General features: G+C 75.0%; 9 protein-coding genes. 5 read left to right on the forward strand and 4 right to left on the reverse strand.

From position 1 onward, the window contains the following. The first annotated feature begins 9 nt into the window (after positions 1–9). Genes AW273_RS06110 through rfbB form a run of 4 tightly spaced genes read left to right on the forward strand, consistent with a single transcriptional unit; the run spans position 10 to position 20,130 of the window. Positions 10–11,055, forward strand: a complete 11,046-nt coding sequence (locus AW273_RS06110) for a non-ribosomal peptide synthetase (protein WP_062346052.1) — start codon at positions 10–12, stop codon at positions 11,053–11,055. Further along, complete coding sequence (locus AW273_RS06115; protein ID WP_232327103.1) at positions 11,052–18,275, forward strand: non-ribosomal peptide synthetase; 7,224 nt, start codon at positions 11,052–11,054, stop codon at positions 18,273–18,275. Before AW273_RS06110 ends, AW273_RS06115 begins: the two co-directional genes overlap by 4 nt. Before the next feature lie 2 nt (positions 18,276–18,277). Then, positions 18,278–19,198 (forward strand): ornithine carbamoyltransferase, encoded by a 921-nt coding sequence (locus tag AW273_RS06120; RefSeq protein ID WP_062346053.1) that lies wholly within the window; start codon positions 18,278–18,280, stop codon positions 19,196–19,198. Beyond that, positions 19,195–20,130, forward strand: coding sequence for a dTDP-glucose 4,6-dehydratase (rfbB, locus tag AW273_RS06125; protein ID WP_062346054.1), 936 nt, complete (start codon positions 19,195–19,197; stop codon positions 20,128–20,130). The genes AW273_RS06120 and rfbB overlap by 4 nt, the downstream gene beginning before the upstream one ends. 15 nt (positions 20,131–20,145) lie before the next feature. Here rfbB and AW273_RS06130 read toward each other — a convergent pair whose 3' ends face one another. The 4 genes from AW273_RS06130 to AW273_RS06145 are packed head-to-tail and all read right to left on the reverse strand — an operon-like array spanning position 20,146 to position 24,613. After that, complete coding sequence (locus tag AW273_RS06130; RefSeq protein ID WP_062346056.1) at positions 20,146–20,820, reverse strand: response regulator; 675 nt, start codon at positions 20,818–20,820, stop codon at positions 20,146–20,148. Then, positions 20,817–21,950, reverse strand: a complete 1,134-nt coding sequence (locus AW273_RS06135) for a sensor histidine kinase (RefSeq protein ID WP_062346059.1) — start codon at positions 21,948–21,950, stop codon at positions 20,817–20,819. The genes AW273_RS06130 and AW273_RS06135 overlap by 4 nt, the downstream gene beginning before the upstream one ends. Positions 21,951–21,971: 21 nt before the next feature. Beyond that, on the reverse strand, positions 21,972–22,937 hold the full coding sequence (locus AW273_RS06140) for a sulfotransferase family protein (protein ID WP_062346061.1): 966 nt from the start codon (positions 22,935–22,937) through the stop codon (positions 21,972–21,974). After that, positions 22,934–24,613 (reverse strand): carbamoyltransferase N-terminal domain-containing protein, encoded by a 1,680-nt coding sequence (locus tag AW273_RS06145; protein ID WP_062346063.1) that lies wholly within the window; start codon positions 24,611–24,613, stop codon positions 22,934–22,936. Before AW273_RS06145 ends, AW273_RS06140 begins: the two co-directional genes overlap by 4 nt. 198 nt (positions 24,614–24,811) lie before the next feature. Here AW273_RS06145 and AW273_RS06150 point away from each other — a divergent pair, with 198 nt between their 5' ends. Continuing rightward, complete coding sequence (locus tag AW273_RS06150; RefSeq protein WP_062346065.1) at positions 24,812–26,041, forward strand: class I SAM-dependent methyltransferase; 1,230 nt, start codon at positions 24,812–24,814, stop codon at positions 26,039–26,041. Positions 26,042–26,045 lie beyond the last annotated feature (4 nt).

The following is a 26,045-nucleotide window of genomic DNA, read 5'->3' on the forward strand; positions in this document are numbered from 1 at the left end:
GGGAGGCCCATGTCCACGCCCACGCCCGTCCACGAGCTGATCGCGGCACAGGCGGCCAGGACCCCGGACGCCGTGGCGGTCGAGTGCGGCCCGCGGCGTCTCACGTACGCGGAGCTCATGGCGTCGGCCGGCGCTCTGGCGCACCGGCTGCGCGAGCTGGGCGTGCGCCGTGGCGATCCGGTCGCGGTCGCCGTCCCGAGGGGCGTCGAGCTGGTCGCGGCGCTCGTCGGCGTCCACCTGTCCGGCGCGGCCTATCTTCCGCTCGACCCGGGCCACCCGGCGGAGCGGCTGGCGTACATGGTGGCCGACGCCGGGACCCGGGTGCTGGTCACCGCAGCGGTCACCACGGGCGCGGCCGTGCCGCCGCCCTCCGGCGTGGCGGTCGTCCGCATGGACGGCCTCCCCCCGGCGCCCTTCTCGGCGCCCTTCCCGATGGCGGCGGCGCACCCGGACGACCCGGCCTACCTGATCTACACCTCCGGCTCGACCGGACGGCCCAAGGGCGTGCTGGTGCCGCACCGCGCGCTGGCCAACTTCCTGGACTCCATGCGGGCCCGCCCCGGCCTGCCCGCCGGGACGGCGTTCCCGGCGGTGACCACCGTGGCGTTCGACATCGCCGCCCTGGAGTTGTTCCTGCCGCTGGTCACCGGGGGCACGGTCGTCGTCGGCACGGCCGCCGACGCGCGCGACCCCGCCCGGTTGACGGCGCTGCTGGCGCGGATCGGCGCCACCGCCATGCAGGCGACCCCGGCGACCTGGCGGCTGCTGCTGGACGCCGGCTGGACACCGCCGGAGGGCTTCACCGTCCTGTGCGGCGGCGAGCGGCTGCCGCCCGAGCTGGCCCGCCGCCTGGTCGCGGCCGGGGTCGTCCTGTGGGACCTGTACGGCCCGACCGAGACCACCGTCTGGTCGTCGACCGCCCGCCTGAGCGGCGACGGGACCGTCGACTTCGCCCCGGTCGCCAACACCACGCTGCACGTCCTGGACGAGCGGATGCGCCCCGCGCCGACCGGCGAGCTCCACATCGGCGGCGACGGCGTGGCGATGGGCTACCACGCCCGCACGTCGCTGACCGCCGACCGGTTCGTCCCCGACCCCTTCTCCGCCGCCGCCGGGGCCCGCCTCTACCGCACCGGCGACCTGGCCCGGTCGCATCCCGGCGGCCGGATCGAGATCCTCGGCCGGGCCGACGACCAGATCAAGATCCGCGGCCACCGCATCGAGCCCGGCGAGATCGAGTCGCTGCTCACCGGGCACGAAGGGGTGCGCGCCGCGGTCGTGCTGGCGGTCGCGGCGGGCGACGGCGAGCCCCGCCTGACGGCCTACGTCCAGCCGGCCGGGCCGGTCCCGGACGACGAGCTGCGCCGCCACTGCGCCCGCTTCCTCCCGCCCTACCTGATCCCCGCCGACTTCATCACGGTCGACCGGTTCCCCGTCACGCCCAACGGCAAGGTCGACCGCGCGGCGCTGCGCGCGCTGCCCCCGTCCGCGCCGATCGAGGGGCGTGCGCCCGGGACCGAGGCCGAACGGGCCGTGGCGCGGGCCTTCGCCGACGAACTCGGCCGTTCGCCGATCCCCGCGACCGCCGACTTCTTCGTGCTGGGCGGCCACTCGTTGTCGGCGGTCCGGGTGACCGGGCGGCTGGGCGCCGAGTGGGGGGCCGACCTGCCGGTCTCGGAGCTCTTCGAGGCGCGGACCGTGGAGGCGCTGGCCGCCCGGCTGGAGAAGGCGGGCGGCCTGCGGCCGATTCCGGCCGCCGGTCCCGGGCCCCACCCGCTGTCGCACGAACAGCGGCGCATGTGGATCCTGCACCAGCTCGACCCCGCCGGGACCGCGTACACCGAGGCCTTCGCGGTGCGTTTCCCCGGGCCGGTGGACGAGGAGCGCCTCCGGGCGGCGATCGGCCGGCTGGTGGCCCGCCACGCCATCCTCAGGACCCGGTACGTGCCCGGCCCGGACGGCGAGCCGCGCCAGGTGGTCGACCCCGCCGTGCCGGTGGCGGAGGGCGGGCCCGGTTCCTTCGACCTGGCCGGGGCGCCGCCCGTCCGGGTCCACATTGAGCCCGGACCGGACGGCGGACGCCGGGTGCTCTTCACGCTGCACCACATCGCCACCGACGACCGCACCCACGAGGTGCTGGCGCGTGACCTGCGCGCCTTCTACGACGGCGGCGAGCCCGCGCCCCCCGCGGTGACCTACGGTGACTACGCCGCCTGGCAACACGAGCGGCCCGCCGAGCCGCCGCACTACTGGCGCGACCGCCTGGCCGGGCTCGAACCCCTCGAACTCCCCGCCGACCACCCGCGCGCCGACGCCGGACGGCGGGCCGCCGTGCTGGCGTTCGACGTCCCGGCGGCGGTGGAGAGCGGCCTCGCCCGGCTCGGCGGCGCCTGCGGCGCGACGCCGTTCATGACCGCGCTCGCCGCGTTCCTCGCCCTGCTCGGCCGCTGCACCGGGCGCGACGACGTGGCCGCCGGCGTGCCGATCTCCCTGCGGAACCGCCCGGAGCTGGACGACGTGGCCGGCCTGTTCGTCAACACCGTCGTGATCCGGGCGGCCGTCGGCGGCCACACCTCCTTCGCGGACCTCCTGGCGGCGGCCCGGGACGCGGTGGAGGGGGCGCACGCCCACGCCGAGACGCCCTTCGACCTGGTCGTCGAGGCGCTGACGGCGCACCGGGAACCGCTGTTCTCGGTGATGTTCGCCTGGCACGAGGAGTCCGCGCACGGCGTCGAGGGCGTCAGCCCGGCCGAGGCCAAGTTCGACCTCGTCTGCCACGTGACCCGCCGGGCGGGCGGCGGCTTGTCCGGCCGCCTGGAGTACGCCGCCGACGTCTTCGACGAGACGTCCATGGCCACGCTCGCCGGCCTCTACGTCCGGCTGGCCGAGGCGGCCGTCGCCGCCCCGGGCACCCCCATTCGCCGGCTGCCGCTGTCCGCCTCCGCCGTCCGGACGGCCGAGCGACGGCCGGCGGCGACCGGCGGCGGCGTCCTGGACCTGATCGCCGGGCACGCCGCGACCGGCCGGATCGCGGTCCGGGACACGACGGGCGCCCCGGCCCTCACCTTCGGCGAGCTCGACGACCGGGCCGGCCGGCTGGCGTCGCGGCTGCGGGACCTCGGCGTCCGGCGCGGCACGCTCGTCGCCGTGCGGCTGCCGCGCGGCCCCGGCCTCGTCGTGGCGCTGCTCGCGGTGCTCAAGGCGGGGGCGGCCTACGTCCCGCTCGATCCGGCGCACCCCGAGGCCCGGCTGCGGCAGGCGCTGGCCGACTCGGGCGCGCCGCTGCTGATCACCGCGGCGGACACGCCGGGGGTGCGGACGCTGAACCCGGACGACCCCGCCGAACGGGCCGCGATCGACGCGTGCCCGCCGGCCTCCCCGGCCGACCTCGGCCCGGACGACCTGGCCTACGTGGTGTACACCTCCGGTTCCACGGGCCGGCCGAAGGGCGCCATGGTCACGCACGGCGGCCTGGCCAACTACACCCGCTGGGCGCGCGACCGGCTGCGCCCCGGCGACGGCGCGGGCTCGCCCCTGCACACGTCCATCGCCTACGACCTGGCCCTCACCTCCCTCTATCCGACGCTGGCCGCCGGTGCGGCGGTCCGGCTGGTGGAGGAGTCGCCGGGCGTCGAGGCGCTCGCGCGCGCCCTGCCCGGCGGCCCCTACGGCACGCTCAAGCTGACCCCCACCCACCTGGGGCTGCTCGCCGCGACCGTCCCGGCCGCGACGCTGGCCGGGGCGGCCCGCTGCCTGGTGGTCGGCGGGGAGGAACTGCGCGGCGAGACCCTCGCGGAGTGGACGGCCCACGCGCCGGACACCCGCGTCGTGAACAGCTACGGCCCGAGCGAGACGGCCATCGCCTGCTGCGTGCACGAGGTCAGGGCCGGTGACGTGCGACCGGGGCCGGTGCCGATCGGCGCCCCGATCCCGGGCGCCGCGGTGCACGTGCTCGACGACGCGTTGTCCCCGGTGCCGCCGGGCGTGGTGGGCGAGATCTACGTCGGCGGCCGCGGCGTGGGGCGCGGCTATCTCGGCGACCCCCGCCGCACCGCCGACCGTTTCGTGCCCGATCCGTTCGCGGCGGAACCCGGGGCGCGCCTCTACCGCACGGGCGACCTGGGACGGCGCGGCCCGGACGGCACGCTGCTCTTCCACGGCCGCGCCGACGAGCAGATCAAGGTCGACGGCCACCGCGCCGAACCCGGCGAGGTCGAGGTCGTGCTCGCCGCCCATCCCGACGTGCGGGCCGCCGCCGTCCGGCTCGACCGGTCCGACCCGCGCGCGCCCCGGCTCGCCGCCCACGTCGTGCCGGCCCGGCCGGGGGTGCGGCTGCCCGCCCTGCGGGCGTACGCGGCCGAGCGGCTCCCGGCCCACCTGGTGCCCGCCCTCTGGGGGTTCCTGGACGAACTCCCGCTGCTGGGGAACGGCAAGATCGACCGCCTGGCGCTGCCCCGGCTGACCCCGGGCGAGACGGCCGGTCACGTCCCGCCCGCCACCCCGGCCGAGCAGGCGATCGCCGAGGTGTGGGCCGACCTGCTCGGCGTCGCGAGGGTCGGTCGCGACGACGACTTCTTCGTGCTCGGCGGCCAGTCGATCCTGGCCACCCGCGCCGTCGTGCGGCTGCGCGACCGCTTCCCGGTGCCGATGTCGATCCGGGACGTGTTCGCCGCCCCCACGGCCGCCGCGCTCGCCGACCTCCTCGCGGCCCGCGTGCGTGCCCGGATGGAGGAGATGTTCGGCCCGGACCTGCCCGTCCCCGAGGCCGCCGGACCGGCCGTCACCCCGATCCGACCGGCCGACCGCTCGGGCCCGCTGCCGCTGTCGTTCGCCCAGCGCGGGTTGTGGGTGCTCGACCGGATGCGTCCCGGGGGCGCCGAATACCTCGTGACGACGGCGCTGCGGCTGCGCGGCCCGCTCGACGCCGGGAGGCTGGGCCGGGCGCTGGCCTCGGTGGTCGCCCGGCACGAGATCCTCCGCACCCGCTACGTCGTGACCGGCGACGGGGAGCCCGCGCAGGTCGTCGACCCGCCGCCGCCGCCCTTCCCGGCCGTCGAGGACGGCGACCCGGCGGCCGTCGTCGACGCCGAACTGGCCACGCCGATCGACCTCGAACGCGGCCCCGTCCTGCGGGCCCGGCTCGTCCGCGTCGCGGCCGACGAGCACGTGCTCGTCCTGACCACCCACCACATCGCCACCGACGGCTGGTCCAGTGGCATCATCGCCGCCGACCTGGCCGCCGCGTACGGCGGGGCGGACCTGCCGGTCCCCGGCGTGCAGTACGCCGACTACGCCGCCTGGCAGCGTGCGCGTCTCACCGGCCCGGCGCTGGAGCCGTCGCTCGCGTACTGGCGGGACAGGCTCGCCGGGCTGGAGCCGACGGAGGTGCCGGCCGACCGGCCGCGTCCGCCGGTGGCCGACCACCGGGGCGCGGTGTCGCGCTTCGACGTGCCGCCCGGCCTGGCCGCCGGGCTGGAGGAGGTCGCGGCCCGGGCACGGGTGACGCCGTTCACGGCCTACCTGGCGGGGTTCCTGGCGCTGCTGGCCCGGTACGCGGGGCGGCCGGACGTGGCCGTCGGCGTGCCCGTCTCCGGGCGCGACCACGCCGGCACGGAGAACCTGGCCGGCTGCTTCGTCAACACCGTCGTCATGCGCGCCGACCTGGGCGGCGACCCGTCGTTCGAGGGCCTGCTCGACCGGGTGCGCGAGGTGACGACCGCGGCCCTCGACCACGCCGAGGTGCCGTTCGAGCGGCTCGTGGAGGAGCTGTCGCCCGAGCGCGACCTGTCCCGGCACCCGCTGTTCCAGGTGCTGTTCGCCTTCCGGGAGACCGGCGAGGAGCGCTTCGCCCTGCCGGGACTGGAGGTGTCGGCGGAGCCGGTGCCGTGGCGGACCGCCAAGTTCGACCTGACGATGGAGCTGACGCGGCGGCCCGACGGCGGCCTGACCGGGGAGATCGAGTACGCCACCGCCCTGTTCGACCCGGCCACGGCCGAACGCATCGGCCGCCACTACCGCACTCTGCTGGAGTCGGCGGCCCGCACCCCGGCCGCCCCCGTGACCACGCTGGAGGTCCTGGCCCGGGACGAGCGGCACGCGCTCACCGGCGGCGCGGCCGGGCCCGTCGTCGCCCGGCCCGACGCGGGGCTGCCCGAACTGGTCGCCCGGCAGGCCGCGCTGACCCCGGACCATCCCGCCGTCGAGCACGACGGCACGGCCGTCACCTACCGCGACCTCGACGCGGCGGCCAACCGGCTGGCCTGCCGCCTGCGTGCCCTCGGCGTCGGCCGCGACGACGTCGTGGGGGTCTGCCTCGCCCGGCGGCCCGAACTGGTCACGGCCCTGCTCGCGGTCATGCGGGCGGGCGCCGCCTACCTCCCCCTCGACGCCGCCCACCCGGCCGACAGGCTGGCCTGGATGTTGCGCGACTCCGGCGCGAAGGTGGTGATCGTCGGCGGCGCGGACTCGCCCGCCGCCGGCCACGGCGTGCCGGAACTGACCCCCTCGGACGCGGACGGCCACCCGGGCGACCGGGCGCCGCTCCCCACCGATCCCGACGGCCTGGCCTACGTCATCTACACCTCCGGTTCCACCGGCCGCCCCAAGGGCGTGGGCGTCACCCACCGCGGCATCCGCAACCGGGTGGCCTGGACCGTCGCCGCGCACGGCCTCGGTCCCGCCGACCGCCTGCTGCAGAAGACGGCCGTCACGTTCGACGCGTCGGTGTGGGAGTTCCTCGGCCCTCTCGTGTCGGGCGGCACGGTCGTGCTGCCGGAGGACGGGATCGAACGGGACCCCCGCCGCATGGCCGAGGTCCTGGCCGACGCCCGCATCACGGTGCTCCAGGGGGTGCCGTCGTTCTTCCGCACCCTGGCCGACGCCCCCGGGCTGGAGCGCTGCACCACCCTGCGCCTGCTGTTCTCGGCCGGTGAGCCGCTGCCCGGAGAGCTGGCCGAACGGCTGGCGGCCCGGCTGGACACCGAGGTGGTCAACACCTACGGCCCGACGGAGTGCTCGATCGACGTGACGGCGTGGGCGTACGAACGCGGCACGGTGCCCGCGACCGTCCCGATCGGCCGGCCCCTCGACAACACCCGGGCCGTCGTCCTCACCCCGGACGGCCGGCTCGCGCCCGTGGGGGTGCCCGGTGAGCTGCACGTCGCCGGCGACGGGCTCGGCCGGGGCTACCTCGGGCGGCCGGGACTGACCGCCGACCGGTTCGTGCCCGACCCGTACGGGCCGCCGGGCGCCCGCGCCTACCGGACCGGCGACGTGGTGCGCCGCCGGGCCGACGGCGTGCTGGAGTTCGTCGGGCGGGCCGACCACCAGGTCAAGATCCGCGGCGTGCGGGTCGAGCTCGGCGAGGTGGAGGCCGTCCTCGGCACCCATCCCGGGATCGCCGCGGCCGTCGTCGAGGCCCGGCCCGGCCACGACGGGCTGCCCCGGCTCATCGGTTACGTGGTGCCGCGCGACGGCGCGGACCCGGGGGCACGCGAGTTCCTGCTGGCGCGGCTGCCCGAGCCGTTCGTGCCGTCGGTGTTCGTCACCCTGGACCGGCTGCCCCGCACCACCAGCGGCAAGGTCGACCGGGCCGCGCTGCCGGAACCCGACGCCTCCCGCGCCGGGGAGACCGTGGTGCCGGCCCGGACGCCGCTCGAACACACCGTGACCACGACCATGGCCGAGGTGCTGGGGCTCGCCGTCGTGGGCGTGACCGACGACTTCTTCGCGCTCGGCGGCCACTCCCTCCTCGCCATCAAGATCGCGGCCCGGCTCGACCTGCCGGTGCGCGCGATCTTCGAGGACCGCACCGCCGCCGCCCTGGCCGCCCGCATCGGCGCCCTCGGCGCGCGCACCCCGGACGAGGCGATCCCGCGCGCCGCCGGGCCGGGGCCGGCGCCGCTCTCCTACGCCCAGCAGCGCCTCTGGTTCCTCGACCTGCTCGACCCGGAGAGCTCCCGCTACCACCTGACGTGGGCGTTCCGGCTGACCGGTCGGCTCGACCGCACGGCGCTCGAAGGCGCGCTGACCACCCTGGTCGCCCGCCACGGCGCGCTCAGGACCCGCTATGTGACCGGCCCGGACGGCGAACCGGCCCAGATCGTGGATCCGCCCCGGCCGGTGCCGCTGCCGGTGATCGAGCTCGGCGGACGGCCACTGCCCGACGTCCTCAAGACGCTCGCCGACGAGCCGTTCGACCTGCGGGAACGGCCGCCCGTCCGGCCCCGCCTCATCAGAGTCGGCCCCGACGAGCACGTCTTCGCCCTCACCCTGCACCACATCGCCGGCGACGCCTGGTCCGAGGGGATCATGGCGCGCGAGCTCTCCGCCCTCTACGGGGCCCTGACGGCGGGCCGGCCGGCCGACCTCGGCCCCGAGCCGCTCCAGTACGCCGACTACGCCGCCTGGCAACGCTCCCGGCTGACCGGCGAGGTGGTCGAACGGAGACTCGCGCACTGGCGCGAACGCCTGGCCGGGCTACGGCCGCTGGAGCTGCCGACCGACCGGCCCCGGCCCCTCGTCCGGGACGACGGGGGCGCCGCGATCACCTTCGCCGTCCCGCCCGAGGTCGCCCGGCCGCTGGTGGAACTGGGCCGGCGCCACGGGGCCACCGCGTTCATGACGTTCCTCGGCCTGTTCGGCGCGCTGCTCGGCAGGTACACCGGCGCCACCGACCTGGCCGTCGGCACCCCCGTCGCCGACCGGGGCTCCGCCGAGCTGGACGACGTCGTCGGCTTCTTCGTCAACACGGTCGTCGTGCGCCTGGACCTGACCGGCGACCCCACGACGGAGGAGCTGATCGGCCGGGCCCGGGCCGCCGTGCTCGACGGGCTCGGCCACGAACTGCCCTTCGACCGTCTGGTGGAGGAGCTCGCGCCGAGACGGGACGCGTCGAGGTCGCCGCTGGTCGACGTGCTGATGGAGGTGCGCGAGTCACCCGCGGAGCGGCCCGGCCTGGCCGGGCTGACGGCGGAGCCGGTGGCGGTCGAGCGCACCACGTCCAAGTTCGACCTCATCCTGACGCTGACCGCCGAGCCGGACGGCGGCCTCACCGGCGAGATCGAGTACGCCACCGCGCTCTTCGACGAGACCACGGTCCGGCGGCTGGCCGATCACTTCCGCACCCTCGCCGCCTCCGCCTCGGCCGCGCCGCACCGGCCGGTCGGCGAGCTGGACGTCCTGGACGGGCCCGCCCGCCGCCTGCTGCTCGACGAGTGGAGCCGCGGCGAGGCCTGGGGCGAGGGGCTGGGCGTGGGGGAGTGCCTGCACGAGGCGTTCGACGACCAGGCCGCCCGCACCCCCGACGCCGTGGCCGTGGTCGCGGGGGAGGAGCGCCTGACCTACCGTGAGGTGGCCGCGCGCAGCCGGGACCTGGCGCGGCGGCTGGTCGCGGCGGGCGTGCGGCCGGAGTCGCCGGTCGCGGTCTACCTGGAGCGCACCCCCTCGGTCGTGGTGGTGCTGCTCGCGGTGCTCCGGGCGGGCGGCGTGTACGTGCCCCTCGGCACCGGGCAGCCCGCCGAACGCCTGGCGCTCATCCTGTCGGACCTCGGCCCGGCGGTGCTGCTGACCGAGGAACGCCTGCGCGGGCGGCTGGGCGAGCCGGGCGTGCCGGTCATGACGGCCGACGAGCCCGGCGCGGCGGTTCCCGGCGGGGAGCCGCTTCCGCCGGGCGACCCGGAACGGCTGGCGTACATGATCTACACGTCGGGTTCCACCGGCCGCCCCAAGGCCGTCATGGTGTCGCACCGCGCCTACACCCACCACTGCCGGGTCATCGCCCGGCTGCACCGCATCGGCGCGGGCGACCGCGGCGTCCTGCTGTCCGCGCTCACCTTCGACCTGGCCATGGAGCAGCTCGCGGCCGTGCTGCTGGTCGGCGGCACCCTGGCGATCAGCGACGCCGAGCGTTTCTGGGCGCCGTCGGAGGCGCCCGACCGGCTGGCGGAGAACGGCGTGTCCTTCGTGTTCCTCACCCCCGCCTACCACCGCGAGGTCATGGACGGCGACCCGGACCTCGACGGCCTGCGGATGCTCCAGGTCGGCGGCGAGGCCGTCACCTACGACGACGCGAAGAGGTGGTTCGGCCCCGGCCGGCACGGCGAGTTCGTCAACTCCTACGGCCCCACCGAGGCCACGATCGTCTGCCTGACCCACACGGTGACCCCGGAGGAGGCCGCCGCCGCGCCGCCGGGGAGCGGCGTGCCCATCGGGCGTCCGGTTCCCGGCACCCGGGCGTACGTGCTCGACGACGCACTGAACCCGGTGCCCCCCGGCGTCGTGGGCGAGTTGTGCCTCGGCGGCCCCCGCCTCAGCCGGGGCTACTTCCGGCGGCCGGGGCTGACCGCCGACCGCTATGTGCCCGACGCGTACGGCCCGACGCCCGGAGACCGCCTCTACCGGACCGGCGACCAGGTCAGGCACCGGGCCGACGGCGTGATCGAGTACGTCGGCCGCGTCGACGCCCAGGTGAAACTGCGCGGGCTCCGCATCGAGCTCGGGGAGATCGAGGCGGGGCTGGCGAGTCATCCCGACGTCCAGGCCGCCGCGGTCACCGTGGCGGAGGTGGCCCCCGGTGACCGCCGCCTCGTGGCCTACGTCGTGCCGCGCGCCGGAGCCGCCTGCCGACCCGACGACCTCGGCGCCCACCTGCGCGAACGGGTGCCCGACTACATGGTGCCCGGCCTCTGGACCACCCTCGCCGAGCTCCCGCTGAACACCAGCAAGAAGGTGGACCGCCGGGCGCTGCCCGCGCCCGACCTCGCCACGTTCACCGCGCACGGCGGCGGGACCGCCCCCCGCAACCCGGTCGAGCAGGCCGTCGCCGAGTTGTGGGCGGAGGTGCTCGGCGTGCCCGCCGTGGGCGTCGACCAGGACTTCTTCCACGTCGGCGGGCACTCGCTGCTGGCGACCCGCCTGCTGGTCCGCCTGCGCGACCTGTTCGGCCTCGACGTCCCGCTGCGCACCCTGTTCGAGGCCACGACCGTGTCCGCCCAGGCCACCGCACTGGAGAGGCTCGCCGACGCGTCGGCGACGACGCAAGGAGGACGGCAGTGACGGACCAAGCGACGGGCCAGGCGACGGGCCAGGCGACGGGCCAGGCGACGGGCCAGGCGACGGGCCAGGAGATGAGCGCCGGCGTCAGGTTGCTGCACGAACGCCTGCGGGGGCGGGCGCCGCGGCCCGCCGCCCCCGGACCGGCCATCGCGCGCGCCGACCGCGACGGCCCGCTGCCGCTGTCGTCGGCGCAGAGCGGGCTCTGGGTGCTCGACCAGCTCCGCCCCGGCGGGGCCGACTACCTGGTCCCCATCGCGCTCCGGCTGCGCGGCGACCTGTCGGCCGTCGACCTGGGCGGGGCGCTCGACGAGCTGGTGCGCCGCCACGAGATCCTCCGCACCCGCTACGCCGTGGCGGACGGGGGCGAGCCCGTCCAGGTGATCGACCCGCCCGCGCCGGTCGACCTGCCCCGCGACGACCTCACCGGGGCCGCGCCCGGCGCGCTGGAGGAGCTGCTGGCCGCGGAGGCCGCGCGCCCCGTCGACCTGGCGACCGGTCCGATCCTGCGGGCCCGGCTGATCCGGCTGGCCGACCACGAGCACGTGCTGCTCGTCGTGGTCCACCACAGCGCGATGGACGGCTGGTCCATCGGCCTGCTGGTGAACGAACTGGCCGCGCTCTCCTCGGGCGGCCCGTTGCCCGAACCGGCCCTCCAGTACGCCGACTACGCCGCCTGGCAGCGCTCCCGGCTGACCGAGGAGCCGCTGGAGCGGGAGCTCGACCACTGGGCCGAGCGCCTGCGCGGCCTGCCGGCGCTGGAACTGCGCACCGACCGGCCCCGGCCCGCCGTCTGGCGGCCCGCCGGGCGGAGCGTGCGGTTCCGGGTCCCGGCCGACGTGGCGCGCCGGGCGGCGGCGGTGGCCCGCGACCACCAGGCCACGCCCTACATGGTCTACCTGGCGGCGTTCTGGTCGCTGCTGCACCGCTACACGGGCCAGTCCGACTTCGCGGTCGGCTCGCCCATCGCCGGGCGCACCACGGCCGAGACCCAGCGCATGATCGGCTACTTCGCCAACATGATCGTGCTGCGGGCCGACCTGTCCGGGGAGCCGACCTTCGCCGAGCTGCTGGGCCGGGCCCGCGACACCGCGATCGACGCCTACGCCCACCAGGAGGCGCCGTTCCAGCGTGTCGCCGACCGGATCGGCGCCGGTCGCGACCTGTCCGGGCACCCGCTCTTCGGCGTCAGCTTCGCGCTGCAGACCTACGACCCGATCCGGTTCCACGCCGGGCCGGTGTCGGGCGAGCCGCTGGCCGTGCCCTCGCGGCAGGCCAAGTTCGACCAGAGCTGGACCCTGGAGGAGCAGCCGGACGGATCCCTCGCGGGCGAGGTGACCTTCCCGGACGCGCTCTTCGACGCCGCCACCGCCCGCCGCATGGCCGACCACTACCTGCGCCTGCTGCGCGAGGCCGTCATCGGCCCGGCCCGCCGGATCGGCGAGTTGCCCCTGATGAGCGCGCCGGAGGTCGCGGAGCTGGTGCGGCCCCCGGTGACCGCCGCCCCCGACGGCCCGTGCCTGCACGAACGCTTCGCCGCCCAGGCGCGGCGCACACCCGGCGCGACCGCCGTCACCGCGGACGGCCGCCACCTCACCTACGGAGAACTGGACGCCCGCGCCAACCGGCTGGCCCACCGGCTGCGCGAACGCGGCGCCGGGCCCGAGCGGCTCGTCGGGATCCGCCTGCCCCGGGGCGAGGACCTGCTCGTCGCCCTGCTGGGCGTGCTCAAGGCGGGCGCCGCCTACCTGCCGCTCGACCCCGACCTGCCCGCCGACCGGCTCGCGTTCCTCGTCGGCGACGCCGGCGCCGACCTGGTCGTCACCGTGGGCACCCTGCCGGACCTGCCGGACCTGCTGTACGACGCCGGCCTGGTCGTCCTCGACGACCCGGCGGAGGCCGCCGCCATCGCGGCACAACCCGCCGAGGCCCCGCCGGTCGACGTGGGGCCGGGCACGCTCGCGTACGTGATCTACACCTCCGGCTCGACCGGCCGGCCCAAGGGCGTCCAGGTGACGCACGGGAACGTGGTCCGGCTGTTCACCGCCACCGAGGCCGCTTTCGGCTTCGGCCCCGGCGACGTGCACGCGCTGTTCCACTCCTTCGCCTTCGACTTCTCCGTCTGGGAGATCTGGGGCGCGTTCCTGTACGGCGGCCGGCTCGTCGTCGTCCCGTACGAGACCTCCCGCTCCCCGTGGGACCTGGCGGCGCTGCTGGCCGCCGAGGGTGTCACGGTGCTCAACCAGACGCCGTCGGCGTTCCGGTCGCTGATCGAACTCGCCCAGCGCGGCGAGCCCGTGCCCGACCGGCTGCGCCTGGTCGTCTTCGGCGGCGAGGCGCTCGACGTCGAGATGCTCCGCCCCTGGTGGGACCGGTTCGGGGACAGCTCGCCGCGCCTGGTGAACATGTACGGCATCACCGAGACGACCGTCCACGTGACCTACCGCCCGCTCTCCGTCACAGACCTGGGCGCCGACCGCAGCCCCATCGGCGGCCCGCTGCCCGACCTGGCCAGGTACGTCCTGGACGAGGGCATGCGCCCGGTCCCGCCCGGCGTCCCCGGCGAGTTGTACGTCGGCGGCGCCGGCGTCGCGCGCGGCTACCTCGGGCGGCCCGCCCTCACCGCCGAGCGGTTCGTGCCCGACCCCTTCGGCCCGCCCGGGTCGCGCCTGTACCGTTCGGGCGACAAGGCGTGCGTGCTGCCCGGCGGCGAGGTCGCCTTCCTCGGCCGCACCGACGACCAAGTGAAGATCAGGGGCTTCCGCATCGAGCTGGGCGAGGTGCGGGCGTGCCTGACGGACCATCCGGACGTCGACCAGGCGGTCGTCGTGGCCGACGAGCCCGCGCCCGGCGAGCGGCGGCTGGTGGCCTACGCCGTCCCCGCCGCCGGGGCCCGCCCGGAGGTCGCCGGCCTGCGCGCCCACATGGCCGACCGGCTGCCCGGCTACATGGTCCCGGCGGCGTTCGTGCTGGTACCCGCGCTGCCGCTGACCACGAGCGGCAAGGTCGACGTGCGCGCGCTGCCCGCGCCGGAGGCCCCGGCGCGCGGCGGCGCGGCCCCCCGCACCGCCGAGGAGAAGGCCATGGCCGAGATCTGGGGCCGGGCGCTCAACGTCGACGGCGTCGGCGTCGACGACAACTTCTTCGAGCTCGGCGGCGACTCGATCCGCGCGGTCCGGCTCGTCGGCCTCCTGCGCGCGAACGGGTTCGACCACTCCGTACGCGACCTCTTCAGGCACCAGAGCATCGCCGAGCTGGCCCGGGTCGGCGCGGGCGACAACGGTGCCGCGCACGTGCCGACGCCGCCGTTCACGCTGGTCGGCGAGGACGACCGCCGGGAACTGCCGCCCGGCGTCGCGGACGCCTACCCGATGTCCCAGGTCCAGGCCGGCATGGCCTACGAACTGCTGGCCGACCTCGGCGCCCGGCCCTACCACAACGTCACCAGCTACCTGATCCGCGACGACGGGCCCTTCTCCGCCGCCGCGTTGTCGACGGCGCTCGACACGCTCGTCGCCCGCCACGAGATCCTGCGCACCTCCTTCGACCTGGGCTCCTACACCGAGCCGCTCCAGCTCGTGCACCGCGAGGCCACCCCCGAGTTCGGCCACCGGGACCTGCGCGGCCTGCCGGCCGCCGAACAGGACGAGCGCATGGAGGCGTTCCGGGCGCGCGAGCGGGAACGGGTCTTCGCCCTCGACACCGCGCCGCTCATCCGGGTGCACGCCCACCAGGTCGCCGACGACCGCTGGTACATGTCGCTGACCGAGTTCCACGCCATCCTCGACGGCTGGAGCCACAACTCGCTGGTCACCGAGCTGCTGGCCGCCTACCGCGCCGCCCGCGCGGGCCGGACGTCTCCGGCCCCCGCCACCGGCGCGGTCCGGTTCGCCGACTTCATCGCGCAGGAGCGGCGCAGCCTCGCCGACCCCGCCGACCGGGCCTTCTGGCAGGGCCGGGTGGCCGGCGCCGACCCGCTCGTCATCCCGGCGGGCTGGGCCGACCCCGGCGGGCCCGAGTCCTACTCGATCACGGTGCCCTACCGGGATCTGGAGGAGCCGCTGCGGGCCGTGGCCGCGGCCGCCGGCGCCTCGTTCAAGAGCGTGCTGCTGGCCGCGCACCTGGCCGTGTGGCGGGCGCTCACCGACTCCGAACGCTTCTTCTGCGGGCTCGTGTGCAACGGCCGGACCGAGGCCGAGGGTGGTGACCAGGTGCGGGGCATGTTCCTCAACCCGGTGCCGTTCGTCGCCCCCACCGGCGCGCGGACCTGGCTCGACCTGGTGAAGGCCGTGTTCGCCGAGGAGGTGGAGCTGTGGCCGCACCGCCGCTTCCCGCTGCCGGAGATGCAGCGCGCGTTCGGCGACGGCGAGCGGCTGATCGGCGTGGCCTTCAACTTCCTCGACTTCCACGTGCTCGACCGCGTCATGGTGGACACCGCCGGCAGCACCGACGTCAGCCCGAACGAGTTCCCGCTGGCCGTCTCCACCCAGGGCGGCGGGCTGCTGATCATGGCGCAGTCGGCGTGGGTCGGCCGGCGCCACGCCGAACTGCTCGGCCGGATGTACCGGCGGGCGCTGACCCTGATGGCCGCCGACCCCGCCGGGCCGCTCGGCGTGCCGCTGCTGCCGCCCGCCGAACGGGCCCGGCTGCTGGCCGAGGGCAACGACACCCGCGCGCCCAAGCCGTCGCCCGCGGTGCACCGGGCCGTCGCCGAACGGGCCGCCGCCCGGCCCGAGGCGGTCGCGGTCGAGACGGCGGCGGAGCGGATCACGTACGGGGAGCTCGAACGGCGGGCGCTGAGCTGGGCGGGCCGGCTGCGTGAGGCCGGGGTGCGCCCCGGCGACCTCGTCGCCCTGTGCCTGCCCCGCACGGCGGAGGCCATCGCGGCCCTGCTCGGAGTGCTGAAGGCGGGCGCGGCGTACGCGCCGGTCGATCCCGGCCACCCCGTCGCCCGCATCGCCGGGCTGCTGGCCGACACCCGTGCCCGCGCCCTCGTCACCACCCCCGGGATCGCCGGGTCGTTGCCGCCCGGCGGGCCCGTGGTGCTCGTGCCCGGCCCGGACCACGCCGGGATCCCCGAGGCCGGGGCCCACCCGGAGGAGATCGTCTACGTCGTGCACACCTCGGGCTCGACCGGGCGGCCCAAGGGCGTCATGGCCCGGCACGGGGCGCTCGCCGACCGGGTCGCCTCCATGCGCCGCCACCTGCGCCTGTCCGAGGACGACGCCGTGGCGCTCGTGGTGCCGCTGGTGACCGACGTGGCCCAGCTCGCCGTGTTCGTCGCGCTCACCGGAGGCGGCCGGCTCGTGCTCGCCGGAGACGACTACGCCCGGGACCCGCTGTCGCTGGCCGGGCTGCTCCGCGACAGCGGGGCCCGGTTCATGCAGGCCTCGCCCACGACCTGGCGCATGCTGGCCGAATGCGGCTGGCGCCCGCCGAAGGGCTTCCGCCTGCTGTCGGGCGGCGAGGCCATGGACGCCGACCTCGTCGGCCGCCTGGTCGGCACCGACGCCGAGGTGTGGAACAACTACGGCCCGAGCGAGGCCACCGTCTTCTGCTTCGGCACCCGCCTGTCCGGCGGCCGAATCTGGACGCAGGCGGCCAACACCACGACCTACCTGCTCGACGAGCACCTGGAACCGGTGCCCGCCGGCGTGCCGGGGCAGCTCTACATCGGCGGCGACGGACTGGCCGCCGGCTACCTCCGCAAACCGGCCGCCACGGCGGACGTCTTCCTGCCCGACCCGCACGGCGGCGTCCCGGGCGGGCGGATCTACGCCACCGGCGACATCGGCCGCCGGACCCCCGACGGCCACATCGAGATCCTCGGCCGGCGCGACCACCAGCTCAAGATCCGCGGGTTCCGCGTCGAACTCGGCGAGATCGAGAACACCCTCGCGGCCCACCCCGGCGTGGTCGCGGCGGTGGCCCACCCGGTCCCCGGCCCGGAGGGCGAGAAGCAACTCGCCGCGTACGTCATCGGCCGGGCCGACCTGGGCGACCTGCGCGCCCACGCGGAGGACCGGCTGCCCGCCTACATGGTGCCGACCCTCTTCGTCGCCATGGAGTCGTTCCCGCGCCTGCCCAACGGGAAGGTCGACCGCGGGGCCCTGCCGGTGCCGTCCGGGCTGCGCCCGGAGGTGACCACCCCGTACGCGCCGCCGGAGGGCGAGACCGAGGCCGCCATCGCCGCCGTCTGGGCCGACGCGCTCGGCATCGAGAAGGTCGGCCGCGACGACGACTTCTTCGCCCTCGGCGGCCACTCCCTGCTCACGCTGCGCATCATCGCGCGGCTGCGCCGGGAGCACGGCGTCCACCTCACCTTCCGCGAGTTCCTGGCCCACCGCACGGTGCGCGGCCTGGCGACGACGGCGGGCGGCGCCGCCCCGGCCGTGCGGCCGCCCGCGTTGTTGTGGCTGGGCGGCGCGGGGGAGGGCACGCCGCTGTTCTGCGTCCACCCCGGCGGCGGCAGTGCCCGGTGGTACCTCGACCTCGCCGACGCCCTCGCCCCCGGCCGCCCGCTGGCCGCGTTCGAGTATCCGGGCCTGCACGGCGACCACGGCCCGGCCGGCAGCGTGGCCGAGATCGCCCGCATGTACGTGGACGAGATGCGCGCGGCCCGGCCCGCCGGCCCCTACCACGTGGTCGGCTGGTGCGGCTCCAGCGGCATCGCCTGGGAGATGGTGCGCCGGCTCACCGCCGCGGGGGAACGGGCCGAGCTGATCCTCATCGACCCGGTCGTCGACACCTCGCTGCGGGACAACGCGGCTCTGGTGGCCAACGTCGAGCTGTTCCGCCGCGCCGAGGACCTGTTCGCCTTCCTGCGGGACGGCGCCGACGAGCGGCGGCTCGGCGAGGCCCGCGCCGAGCTGGTCAACGTGCTGCGCGGCGTGGTCGACGACGGCGACATCGTGTTCGAGGAGGAGGACCTCGACGACGCCTGGGTGCACCGGCTGCGCGCCTGGCGCGAACTGCTGGAGGTACGGCTGCACTACCGCTTCCCCCGCCACCCCGGCCGGGTGCGGCTGATCCTGAGCGAGGAGCTGGCCTCCGGCGACCTCGACGGCGTGCTCACCCAGCGGTTCGACGACTACCTGGAGCAGTGGCGGCGGCTGGCCGCCGACGTGAGTGTGCACCTGACCCCCGGCGACCACCGGGCGGCGCTGCGCCGGCCGCACGTGTCCGCGCTGGCCGCCACGCTGGCCGAAATCGTAGAGGAGTGACCATGTCCCCCCGTCACGTCATCTCGCTGCGCGACCTGACCGACGCCGACATCGAGCAGATCGTCGAGCGCGGCGTCCGCATCGCCGCCGACCCGTCCGCCGTCCGGCCCGTCCTGGCCGGACGAGTGGTGGGCGTGTTGTTCACCAAGACGTCCACGAGGACCCGCACCTCCTTCACCGCCGGCGCGCTGCGGCTCGGCGCCCAGGTGATCGCCTACGGCCCGAACGACCTCCAGGCCAACACCGGCGAGTCGATCGAGGACACCGCGAAGGTGCTCGGCGGGATGCTGGACGGCCTGGTGATCCGCACCGCCGGGCCGCCCGCCGAGATGCGGGCGTTCGCCGCCCACTGCCCGGCCGTCGTCAACGCGATGAGCGCCGACGAACACCCCACCCAGGCGCTGGCCGACCTCACGACGTTGTCGTCCCGGTTCGGCCGGGTCAAGGACCTGCGCGTGCTGTACGTCGGCGAGGGCAACAACACCGCCGCCGCCCTGGCCCTGTCGCTGCCCCGCTTCCAGGGCGTGGAGTTGTCGTTCCACACCCCGGCCGGTTACGGCCTGGCCCCCGAGGTGCTGCGGGAGGCCGAGGACCTGGCCGCGCGGTCCGGCGGGCGGGTCGCCGAACGCCACGACATGGACCGGCTGCCCGAGGAGGTGGACGTCGTCTACACCACCCGCTGGCAGACCACGGGCACCAGCAAACCCGACCCGCACTGGCGCGACGCCTTCGCGCCGTTCCAGGTGGACGGCGCGGTCATGGACCGCTATCCGCGGGCCCTCTTCATGCACGACCTCCCGGCGCACCGCGGCGAGGAGGTGACCGCCGGGGTGCTCGACGGCCCGGCGAGCATCGCCTTCGACCAGGCCCGGCACAAACTCCACAGCGCGACGGCCGTCCTGGAATGGTGCCTTTCCTCATGAGAATCCTCGTCACCGGCGGCGCCGGTTTCATCGGCTCCCACTTCGTCCGCACCACGCGGGGCGCGAGCGTCACCGTCCTCGACCGCCTCACCTATGCGGCCGACCCCGCCAACCTGCAGGGGGTCCCGCACGACTTCGTCGAGGGCGACGTCTGCGACGCCGGCCTGCTGGCCGAGGTCGTGCCCGGCCACGACCTGGTCGTGCACTTCGCGGCCGAGTCACACGTGGACCGCTCGATCCGGGGGTCGGCGGAGTTCGTCCGGACCAACGTGCTGGGCACCGAGGCGCTGATGCGCGCCTGCCTGGAGGCCGGCGTGCCGCGCGTCGTGCACGTCTCGACCGACGAGGTGTACGGCACCATCGACACCGGCTCGTGGACGGAGGAATCGCCCCTGGCCCCCCGCTCGCCCTACGCGGCGTCCAAGGCGGGCAGCGACATGATCGCGGCGGCGTACGCGATCACGCACGGCCTGCCGGTCTCGATCACCCGCTGCGGCAACAACTACGGCCCCCGCCAGTTCCCCGAGAAGGTCATCCCGCTGTTCGTCACCAACCTCCTGGAGGGCGCGAAGGTGCCCCTGTACGGCGACGGCGGCAACGTCCGCGACTGGATCCACGTCGACGACCACTGCCGGGCCATCCGGCTCGTCGCCGAGCACGGCGTGCCCGGCGAGGTCTACAACGTCGCCGGCACCGCCGAGCTGACGAACCTGGAGCTGACCGAACGGCTGCTGACGGCGGTGGGCGCCGGCTGGGAGATGGTCGAGCGGGTGCCCGACCGCAAGGGCCACGACCGCCGCTACTCCCTCGACGACGCCAAGCTGCGCGCGCTCGGCTACCGGCCGCTGACCTCGTTCGGCACGGGCCTGGCCGAGACCGTCCGCTGGTACGAGGACAACCCCTCCTGGTGGAAGCCCAAGCGGGCCCGCTGAGGAGTCGCCGGCGGGTCAGTCGTCGAGGAGGCCGGCCTCGTGGACCAGCAGCGCGATCTGGACCCGGTTGTTCAGGCCGCACTTGGTCAGGACGGCGGACACGTGCGTCTTGACCGTGGCCAGGCTGATGTGGAGCTCGGCCCCGATCTCGGCGTTGGACAGGCCGCGCCCGACCGCGACGGCGACCTCCCGTTCTCGGCCGACCAGCACCGACAGCCGCTCCTTGGCGCGGGTGCGGCGCTCGTCCACGCGCGAGTCGGTGACCCGGGCGAGCAGCCGGCGTGTCACGGCGGGGGAGAGCACCGGGTTGCCCATCCTGACCTGGCGCACCGCGGCGACGATCTCGGCGGGCGGCGTGTCCTTGAGCAGGAAGCCGGCCGCCCCGGCGCGCAGCGCGCGCAGGACGTGGTCGTCGGCGTCGAACGTGGTCATGACGATGACCTCGGGCGCGCCGGGCCGGGACCGGATCGCCTCGGTCGCGGTCAGGCCGTCCATGACCGGCATCCTGATGTCCATGAGCACGACGTCGGGGCGGTGCCGGGTGGTCAGCTCCAGCGCCTCCCGCCCGTCTCCGGCCTCGGCGACGACGGTGAGGTCGGGCGCCCCCCGGAACATCAGCGCCAGTCCCATGCGGACCAGGGGGTCGTCGTCGGCGATGAGCACGCCGACCTTCGGCTCGGAGGCGGTCATGGAGGCCAGGGTAGCCATGCCGACAACAACCAGGCGTCGTCGCCGTCGGGGCCGTACTTCAGCCGGCCGCCCACGGGCTGGACCCGCTCGGCCAGCCCGGCCAGACCCTGACCCGGCGTGCCGCCGGGGGAGGAGGGCGCGGCGACGGAGTTGCGGACCTCGATGGCCAGCCACTCGCCCTCGGTGCCCGACACCCGGACCGAGACCTCCGCGCCGGGCGCGTGCTTGCGGGCGTTCGTCAGCCCTTCCTGGACGATCCGGTAACCGGTGTGCCCGGCCCGGCCGGGGACGGCGCCGCCGTCGAGGTCCATGGTCAGGTGGACCGTCATGCCGGCCCGCCGCGACTCGGCGACGAGTTCCCTGATCCGGTCGAGCGAGGCCCGCGAGAGCTCCTCCACGGGCGCGCGCAGCACGCCGATGACCTCGCGCAGATCCTGGAGCGCCTGGTGGGCGCTCTGCCGGATCACCGTGGCCGCCCGGGAGACGTCGTCGGGGGAGGCGTCCGGATTGAACTCCAGCGCGCCGGCGTGCACGCTGAGCAGGGACAGCCGGTGGCCGAGCACGTCGTGGATCTCCCTGGCGATCGCCTCGCGCACCCGCTGCTGCGCCTCGGCCTCGGCCCGGACGGCGGTCTCCTTCAGCGTCTCCAGCAGCCGCCGGCGATGGTGGACGAGCATGCCCCAGCCGGTGGCCGCCGTCTGGAGGGCGACCGCCAGCAGGAACAGGGTCTCGCGGGTCTCGCCGGGGCCCTGCCGGACCAGCGCGAACACGAGCGCGGTGAAGATGCTGAGCCCGAAGATCGTCATGGTGGTGCGCACCGGCCGGTGCGCCGCCACCGTGAACAGCGCCACCAGCATGGCGCCGCCGACCAGCTCGGAGAAGGCCGACAACACGACCAGGACCAGGGCCAGCTCGACCGGCCAGCGCCGGCGCAGCCACAGGGCGCCGCAGCCCAGCACCCCGACGAGCTGGTCGAGCCCGAACAACACGGGTGTCACCGGGTCGGGCATCCCGAGCCGTTCGGCCGCCGTCACGATCCCCAGCACGGCGGCGAACAGGAACAGGAGGGTGTCGACCAGCCAGTCGCGCAGGGTGCGGCGGGGCGTGCGCGTCACTCCGGGTGTCTCCATCGCATCGAAGCCTAGAGGCTCCTACTCGTAGCCGTACTGTTCGATGAGGTCGCCGAACTGCTCGGTGAAGCGGGCCACGTTCCGCTCGGTGAAGCGCTCCCGCCAGCCGCCGCTGCGCCCCTTGTAGAAACTCCACGCGTCCGGGTTGTAGACCCGGCCGGCGACCTCCTCGGCGTCGCGGCCCGAGCCGATGTGGCGCAGCACCCGGTTCACCGCGTCGAGTTGCCGCTCCCGCGAGCCGCCGCCCTGCGGCCCGACCAGGTCCTCGTAGCGGACCTTGCACACGTTGGGGTGGTTGAGCAGCCACAACGCCTTCTCGAACTGGTCGCGGGCCAGGAACGCCCGGTCCCGCAGCGCGTAGTCGATCTTCTCCTCCCAGGTCGGCTTGCTGTGCAGGATCGCGCTGAAGATGTCGGCCTCGAAGAAGTTGCCGTAGCCCTCCTTGGTGCGCCCCTCCAGGAAGTTGATCATCGAGACGACGGCGTCGCGCGGGTCGCGGTAGTTGAAGATGATCGGCGGGCAGCCGGTCTCCACCCATTCGCTGAGGAAGGTGCCGTCCACCCGCTCGATGTCCAGCTCGTGGAAGATCCAGCACAGTCCGGGCGGGGTGTCGGCGAAGCGGCTGTAGGACAGGTGCGGGTTGGTGGCGATGTGCTCGGCGTACTCGTACCGGGTCCGGCCGTACCGGTTGACGACCCGCTGGCCGAGCTGGCGCTGCCAGTGCCAGACCATGGCCGCCCACGCCTCGCGCGCCCGCTCCTCGAACGCGCCGGTGCCGCGCAGCCCGGCGAACTCGTCGTAGTCCACCTTGGACAACACCTGCGCCCCGATGGCCAGGCTCTGCTCCTCGTCGAACCGGGGCACCGTGTGCGGTCCCGGCCGGGGCACGCCGACCATCTTGAAGCCGAGCTCCAGCATTAGCTCCTGCATCAGGTGGGTGCCGCTCTTCTGCGTCGAGATCACCATGACGCGCTGTTCCCGGTTCACTTGGACCTCCTCTGGTACAGGACCCCGTCGCTCCAGATGACGTCGACCCGGCCCCAGCGCATGGCGGAGGCGACGTCGGGGAAGAAACCGCCGCCGCTCGGGCCGGCGCTCGTGCTGCACAACACCGGGATCCCGCTCCACGTGGCGTACTCGCGCAGGATGGTCGCCAGCACCGGATCGTCGTCGGCGGTGACCGTCTGGAGGCGCGCGGTGCCGTCGAGGTGCTGGATCGCGGGGATGCGGTCCACCCACTCGGGGCGGATGCGGTGCTCGTACAACATGTATGGATCGGGCGTGCCGGGGTCGAAGATGTCGGCGGCCCGCGACGCCAGGCAGATCGGCGTGACCGGGCGGTGCTCGTCGCGTTGCTTCAGCTCGTTGAGCAGCCGCCGGGTGCCGCCGTGCACCGCGGGGGCCAGCACGCTGCGCGATCCCAGCGCGCGCGGCCCGAGCTTGCCGCGCCCGCTGAGCACGACCGCGGGCCGGCCCGTCAGGTGCAGGAGCCGGGCCAGCTCCTCCGGCCGGCAGGGCGAGAGCGACCAGTCCTCCGGCGGGTGGGGCTGCCGGGTCAGCGCGGGGCCGAGCCGCAGGCTCCACTCGATCGGCCGCAGCCCGGTCTCGCGGCCCAGGTGCGCCGCCGCCGCCCCGATGGACGACCCCGAGTCGTCGGGGAACGGCGGCACCCACATCTCCCGGATCGCCGGGTCGGCCCGCAGGGCCGAGTTCCACTTGATGTTCAGCGCGCAGCCGCCGGTGAAGCACAGGTCGACCGGCCCGTCGCCCTTCCACTCACGCACCCGGGTGACCAGCCGCTCCACCAGGAGTTGCTCGATGAAGGCGTGCAGGCCGGCCAGCACGTCGGCGTCGGCCGCCCCCATGCGGTCGGCCCGCTCGCGCAGGTCCAGGAGGGCGGCGCGGGCGAACCGGTACGAGGGCTCGGCCGAGCCGCCGCAACCCACGACCGACCGGCGGTAGCCGCGCGCCCCCTCGGAACCGCCGGTGAAGTGGGTCTCGACCACCTCCCGCACCACGGCCAGGATCTCGTCCTTGGCCGCGCCCAGCGCGAGATAGGCCATCAGGTTCCCCGCCGACAGCGGGTCGGGGGCGCCGTCGCCGCCGTCCCGGCGGGCCGGCCCGAAGAACTCCGCGGCCAGCGCGTAGAAGTCGCCGACCAGCGGGAACAGGGCTCCGCCCGGTTCGATCCGGCCGTCGGCGCCCACGTGGTAGAGGCGGGGGAAGGAGTCGCCGTCCCAGACGAGGACGGTCGCCGGGGCGCCCTCGGCGGCGAAGGGGCTGGTGCAGTAGGCGGCGGCGATGTGACTGGTCAGGTGCGGATAGCTCGTGTACACGACGTCCGTCCCGCCGAGGGACATGCTGCCGCGCAGGCCGGGCGCGCCCGGGTCGGGCGACGCCGCGGTCTCCAGATAGGGCGCCACGCTCACGCCGAGCACCCGCCCGGGGGTCGTTCCCGCCCAGCCGTCCACCACCCATTCGTCGACGTCGCCGATCTCGTATCCCTGCGCGGCGAGCAATCTCGGCACGATTTCCAGATCCGGAACGCCGCTGTGCCGCGGGTTGTTATCCAGCTTCTGGATCTCGATATTGAACTCGAGCTTGCCGTCACCGAGCAGAGCCACTCCGCCGCCCTTGGTCAGCTTGAGCCCGGCAGTAATCATCGCTCTCCTCCGCATTCACTGGCGCCGTACCCGCTTCATTGATATCCAATTAATCGGGCCAAAAGCTAGCCGTAGTACTGGTGAGACGGCCATCCGTCCCGCTGGCGGGACACTGCGGAGAGAATTGTTTGCACAAATCCAGAGGGCGCGCTGAAATGCGTCGGAGAGATTCTGGGACCCGGTCGATCAGGAGCTCGTATGTCGAACCAATCGTTATGCCGTGTGTGCGGCGGGACGGTCCGTGAGTTTTTCGATTTCGGTCGTCAGCCGTTGTCGGACGCATTTCTTCCGCCCGGCGCGGACCTGGGGGAGGAGTTCTTCTACCGCCTCGCCACCGGCCTGTGCGAGTCGTGCACGATGGTGCAGCTCATGGAGGAGGTGCCGCGGGAGCGGATGTTCCACCAGGAGTACCCGTACCACTCGTCGGGATCGGCCTACATGCGCGGCCACTTCGAAGAGCTGGCCAAGCGGCTGCTGACCACCGAGCTCGCCGGCGACGACCCGTTCGTCGTGGAGGTGGGCTGCAACGACGGCGTCATGATCAAGGCCCTGGCGGAGGCGGGCGTGCGCCACCTGGGCGTCGAGCCGTCCGGGGGAGTGGCCGACCTGGCCGCCGCGAAGGGCATCCGGGTCCGCAAGTCGTTCTTCGAGGAGTCGACGGCCAGGGAGATCCTCGCCGCCGACGGGCCCGCCGACGTCATCTACGCGGCCAACACGCTCTGCCACATCCCCTACATCGGGTCGGTCCTGTCGGGCGTGTCGGCCCTGCTGGCGCCGACCGGGGTGTTCGTCTTCGAGGACCCCTACCTGTCGGACATCGTCGAGCAGACCTCCTTCGACCAGATCTACGACGAGCACTTCTTCTTCTTCACCGTCCGCTCGGTCCAGGCCATGGCCGCCGGGCACGGCCTCGAACTGGTGGACGTCGAGCGGCTGCCGGTGCACGGCGGCGAGGTGCGTTACACGCTGGCGCACGCCGGCGCCCGCCCACCCTCGCCCGCGGTGGCCGAACTCCTGGCCGAGGAGGACGCCCGGCGGCTCGGCGAGCTCGACACGCTGCGCCGCTTCGGAGAGAACGTGCTGAGCATCCGCGACGACCTGACGGCCCTGCTGCGCCGCCTGCGCGCGGAGGGCAAGCGGGTCGTGGCCTACGGCGCCACGGCCAAGAGCGCCACCGTCACCAACCTCTGCGGCATCGGCCCCGACCTGGTCGAGTTCGTCTGCGACACCACCCCCGCCAAGCAGGGACGGCTCACCCCCGGCACCCACATCCCGGTCGTGCCGCCGGAGGAGTTCTCCCGCTCCTACCCCGACTACGCGCTGCTGTTCGCGTGGAACCACGCCGCCGAGATCATGGCCAAGGAACAGGCGTTCACCGACTCCGGAGGCCAGTGGATCTTGTATGTGCCCAGCGTGCGGACGGTGTGAATCC

The organism is Herbidospora yilanensis, assembly GCF_001570565.1.
In the GTDB taxonomy this organism is placed as follows: domain Bacteria; phylum Actinomycetota; class Actinomycetes; order Streptosporangiales; family Streptosporangiaceae; genus Herbidospora; species Herbidospora yilanensis.

Bases quoted from the DNA above. Each gene is read 5' to 3' on its own strand.
- AW273_RS06130 (WP_062346056.1), bottom strand. From the start codon at position 20,820: ATGACCGCCTCCGAGCCGAAGGTCGGCGTGCTCATCGCCGACGACGAC.
- AW273_RS06120 (WP_062346053.1), top strand. From the start codon at position 18,278: ATGTCCCCCCGTCACGTCATCTCGCTGCGCGACCTGACCGACGCCGAC.
- rfbB (WP_062346054.1), top strand. From the start codon at position 19,195: ATGAGAATCCTCGTCACCGGCGGCGCCGGTTTCATCGGCTCCCACTTC.
- AW273_RS06145 (WP_062346063.1), bottom strand. From the start codon at position 24,613: ATGATTACTGCCGGGCTCAAGCTGACCAAGGGCGGCGGAGTGGCTCTG.
- AW273_RS06110 (WP_062346052.1), top strand. From the start codon at position 10: ATGTCCACGCCCACGCCCGTCCACGAGCTGATCGCGGCACAGGCGGCC.
- AW273_RS06150 (WP_062346065.1), top strand. From the start codon at position 24,812: ATGTCGAACCAATCGTTATGCCGTGTGTGCGGCGGGACGGTCCGTGAG.
- AW273_RS06135 (WP_062346059.1), bottom strand. From the start codon at position 21,950: ATGGAGACACCCGGAGTGACGCGCACGCCCCGCCGCACCCTGCGCGAC.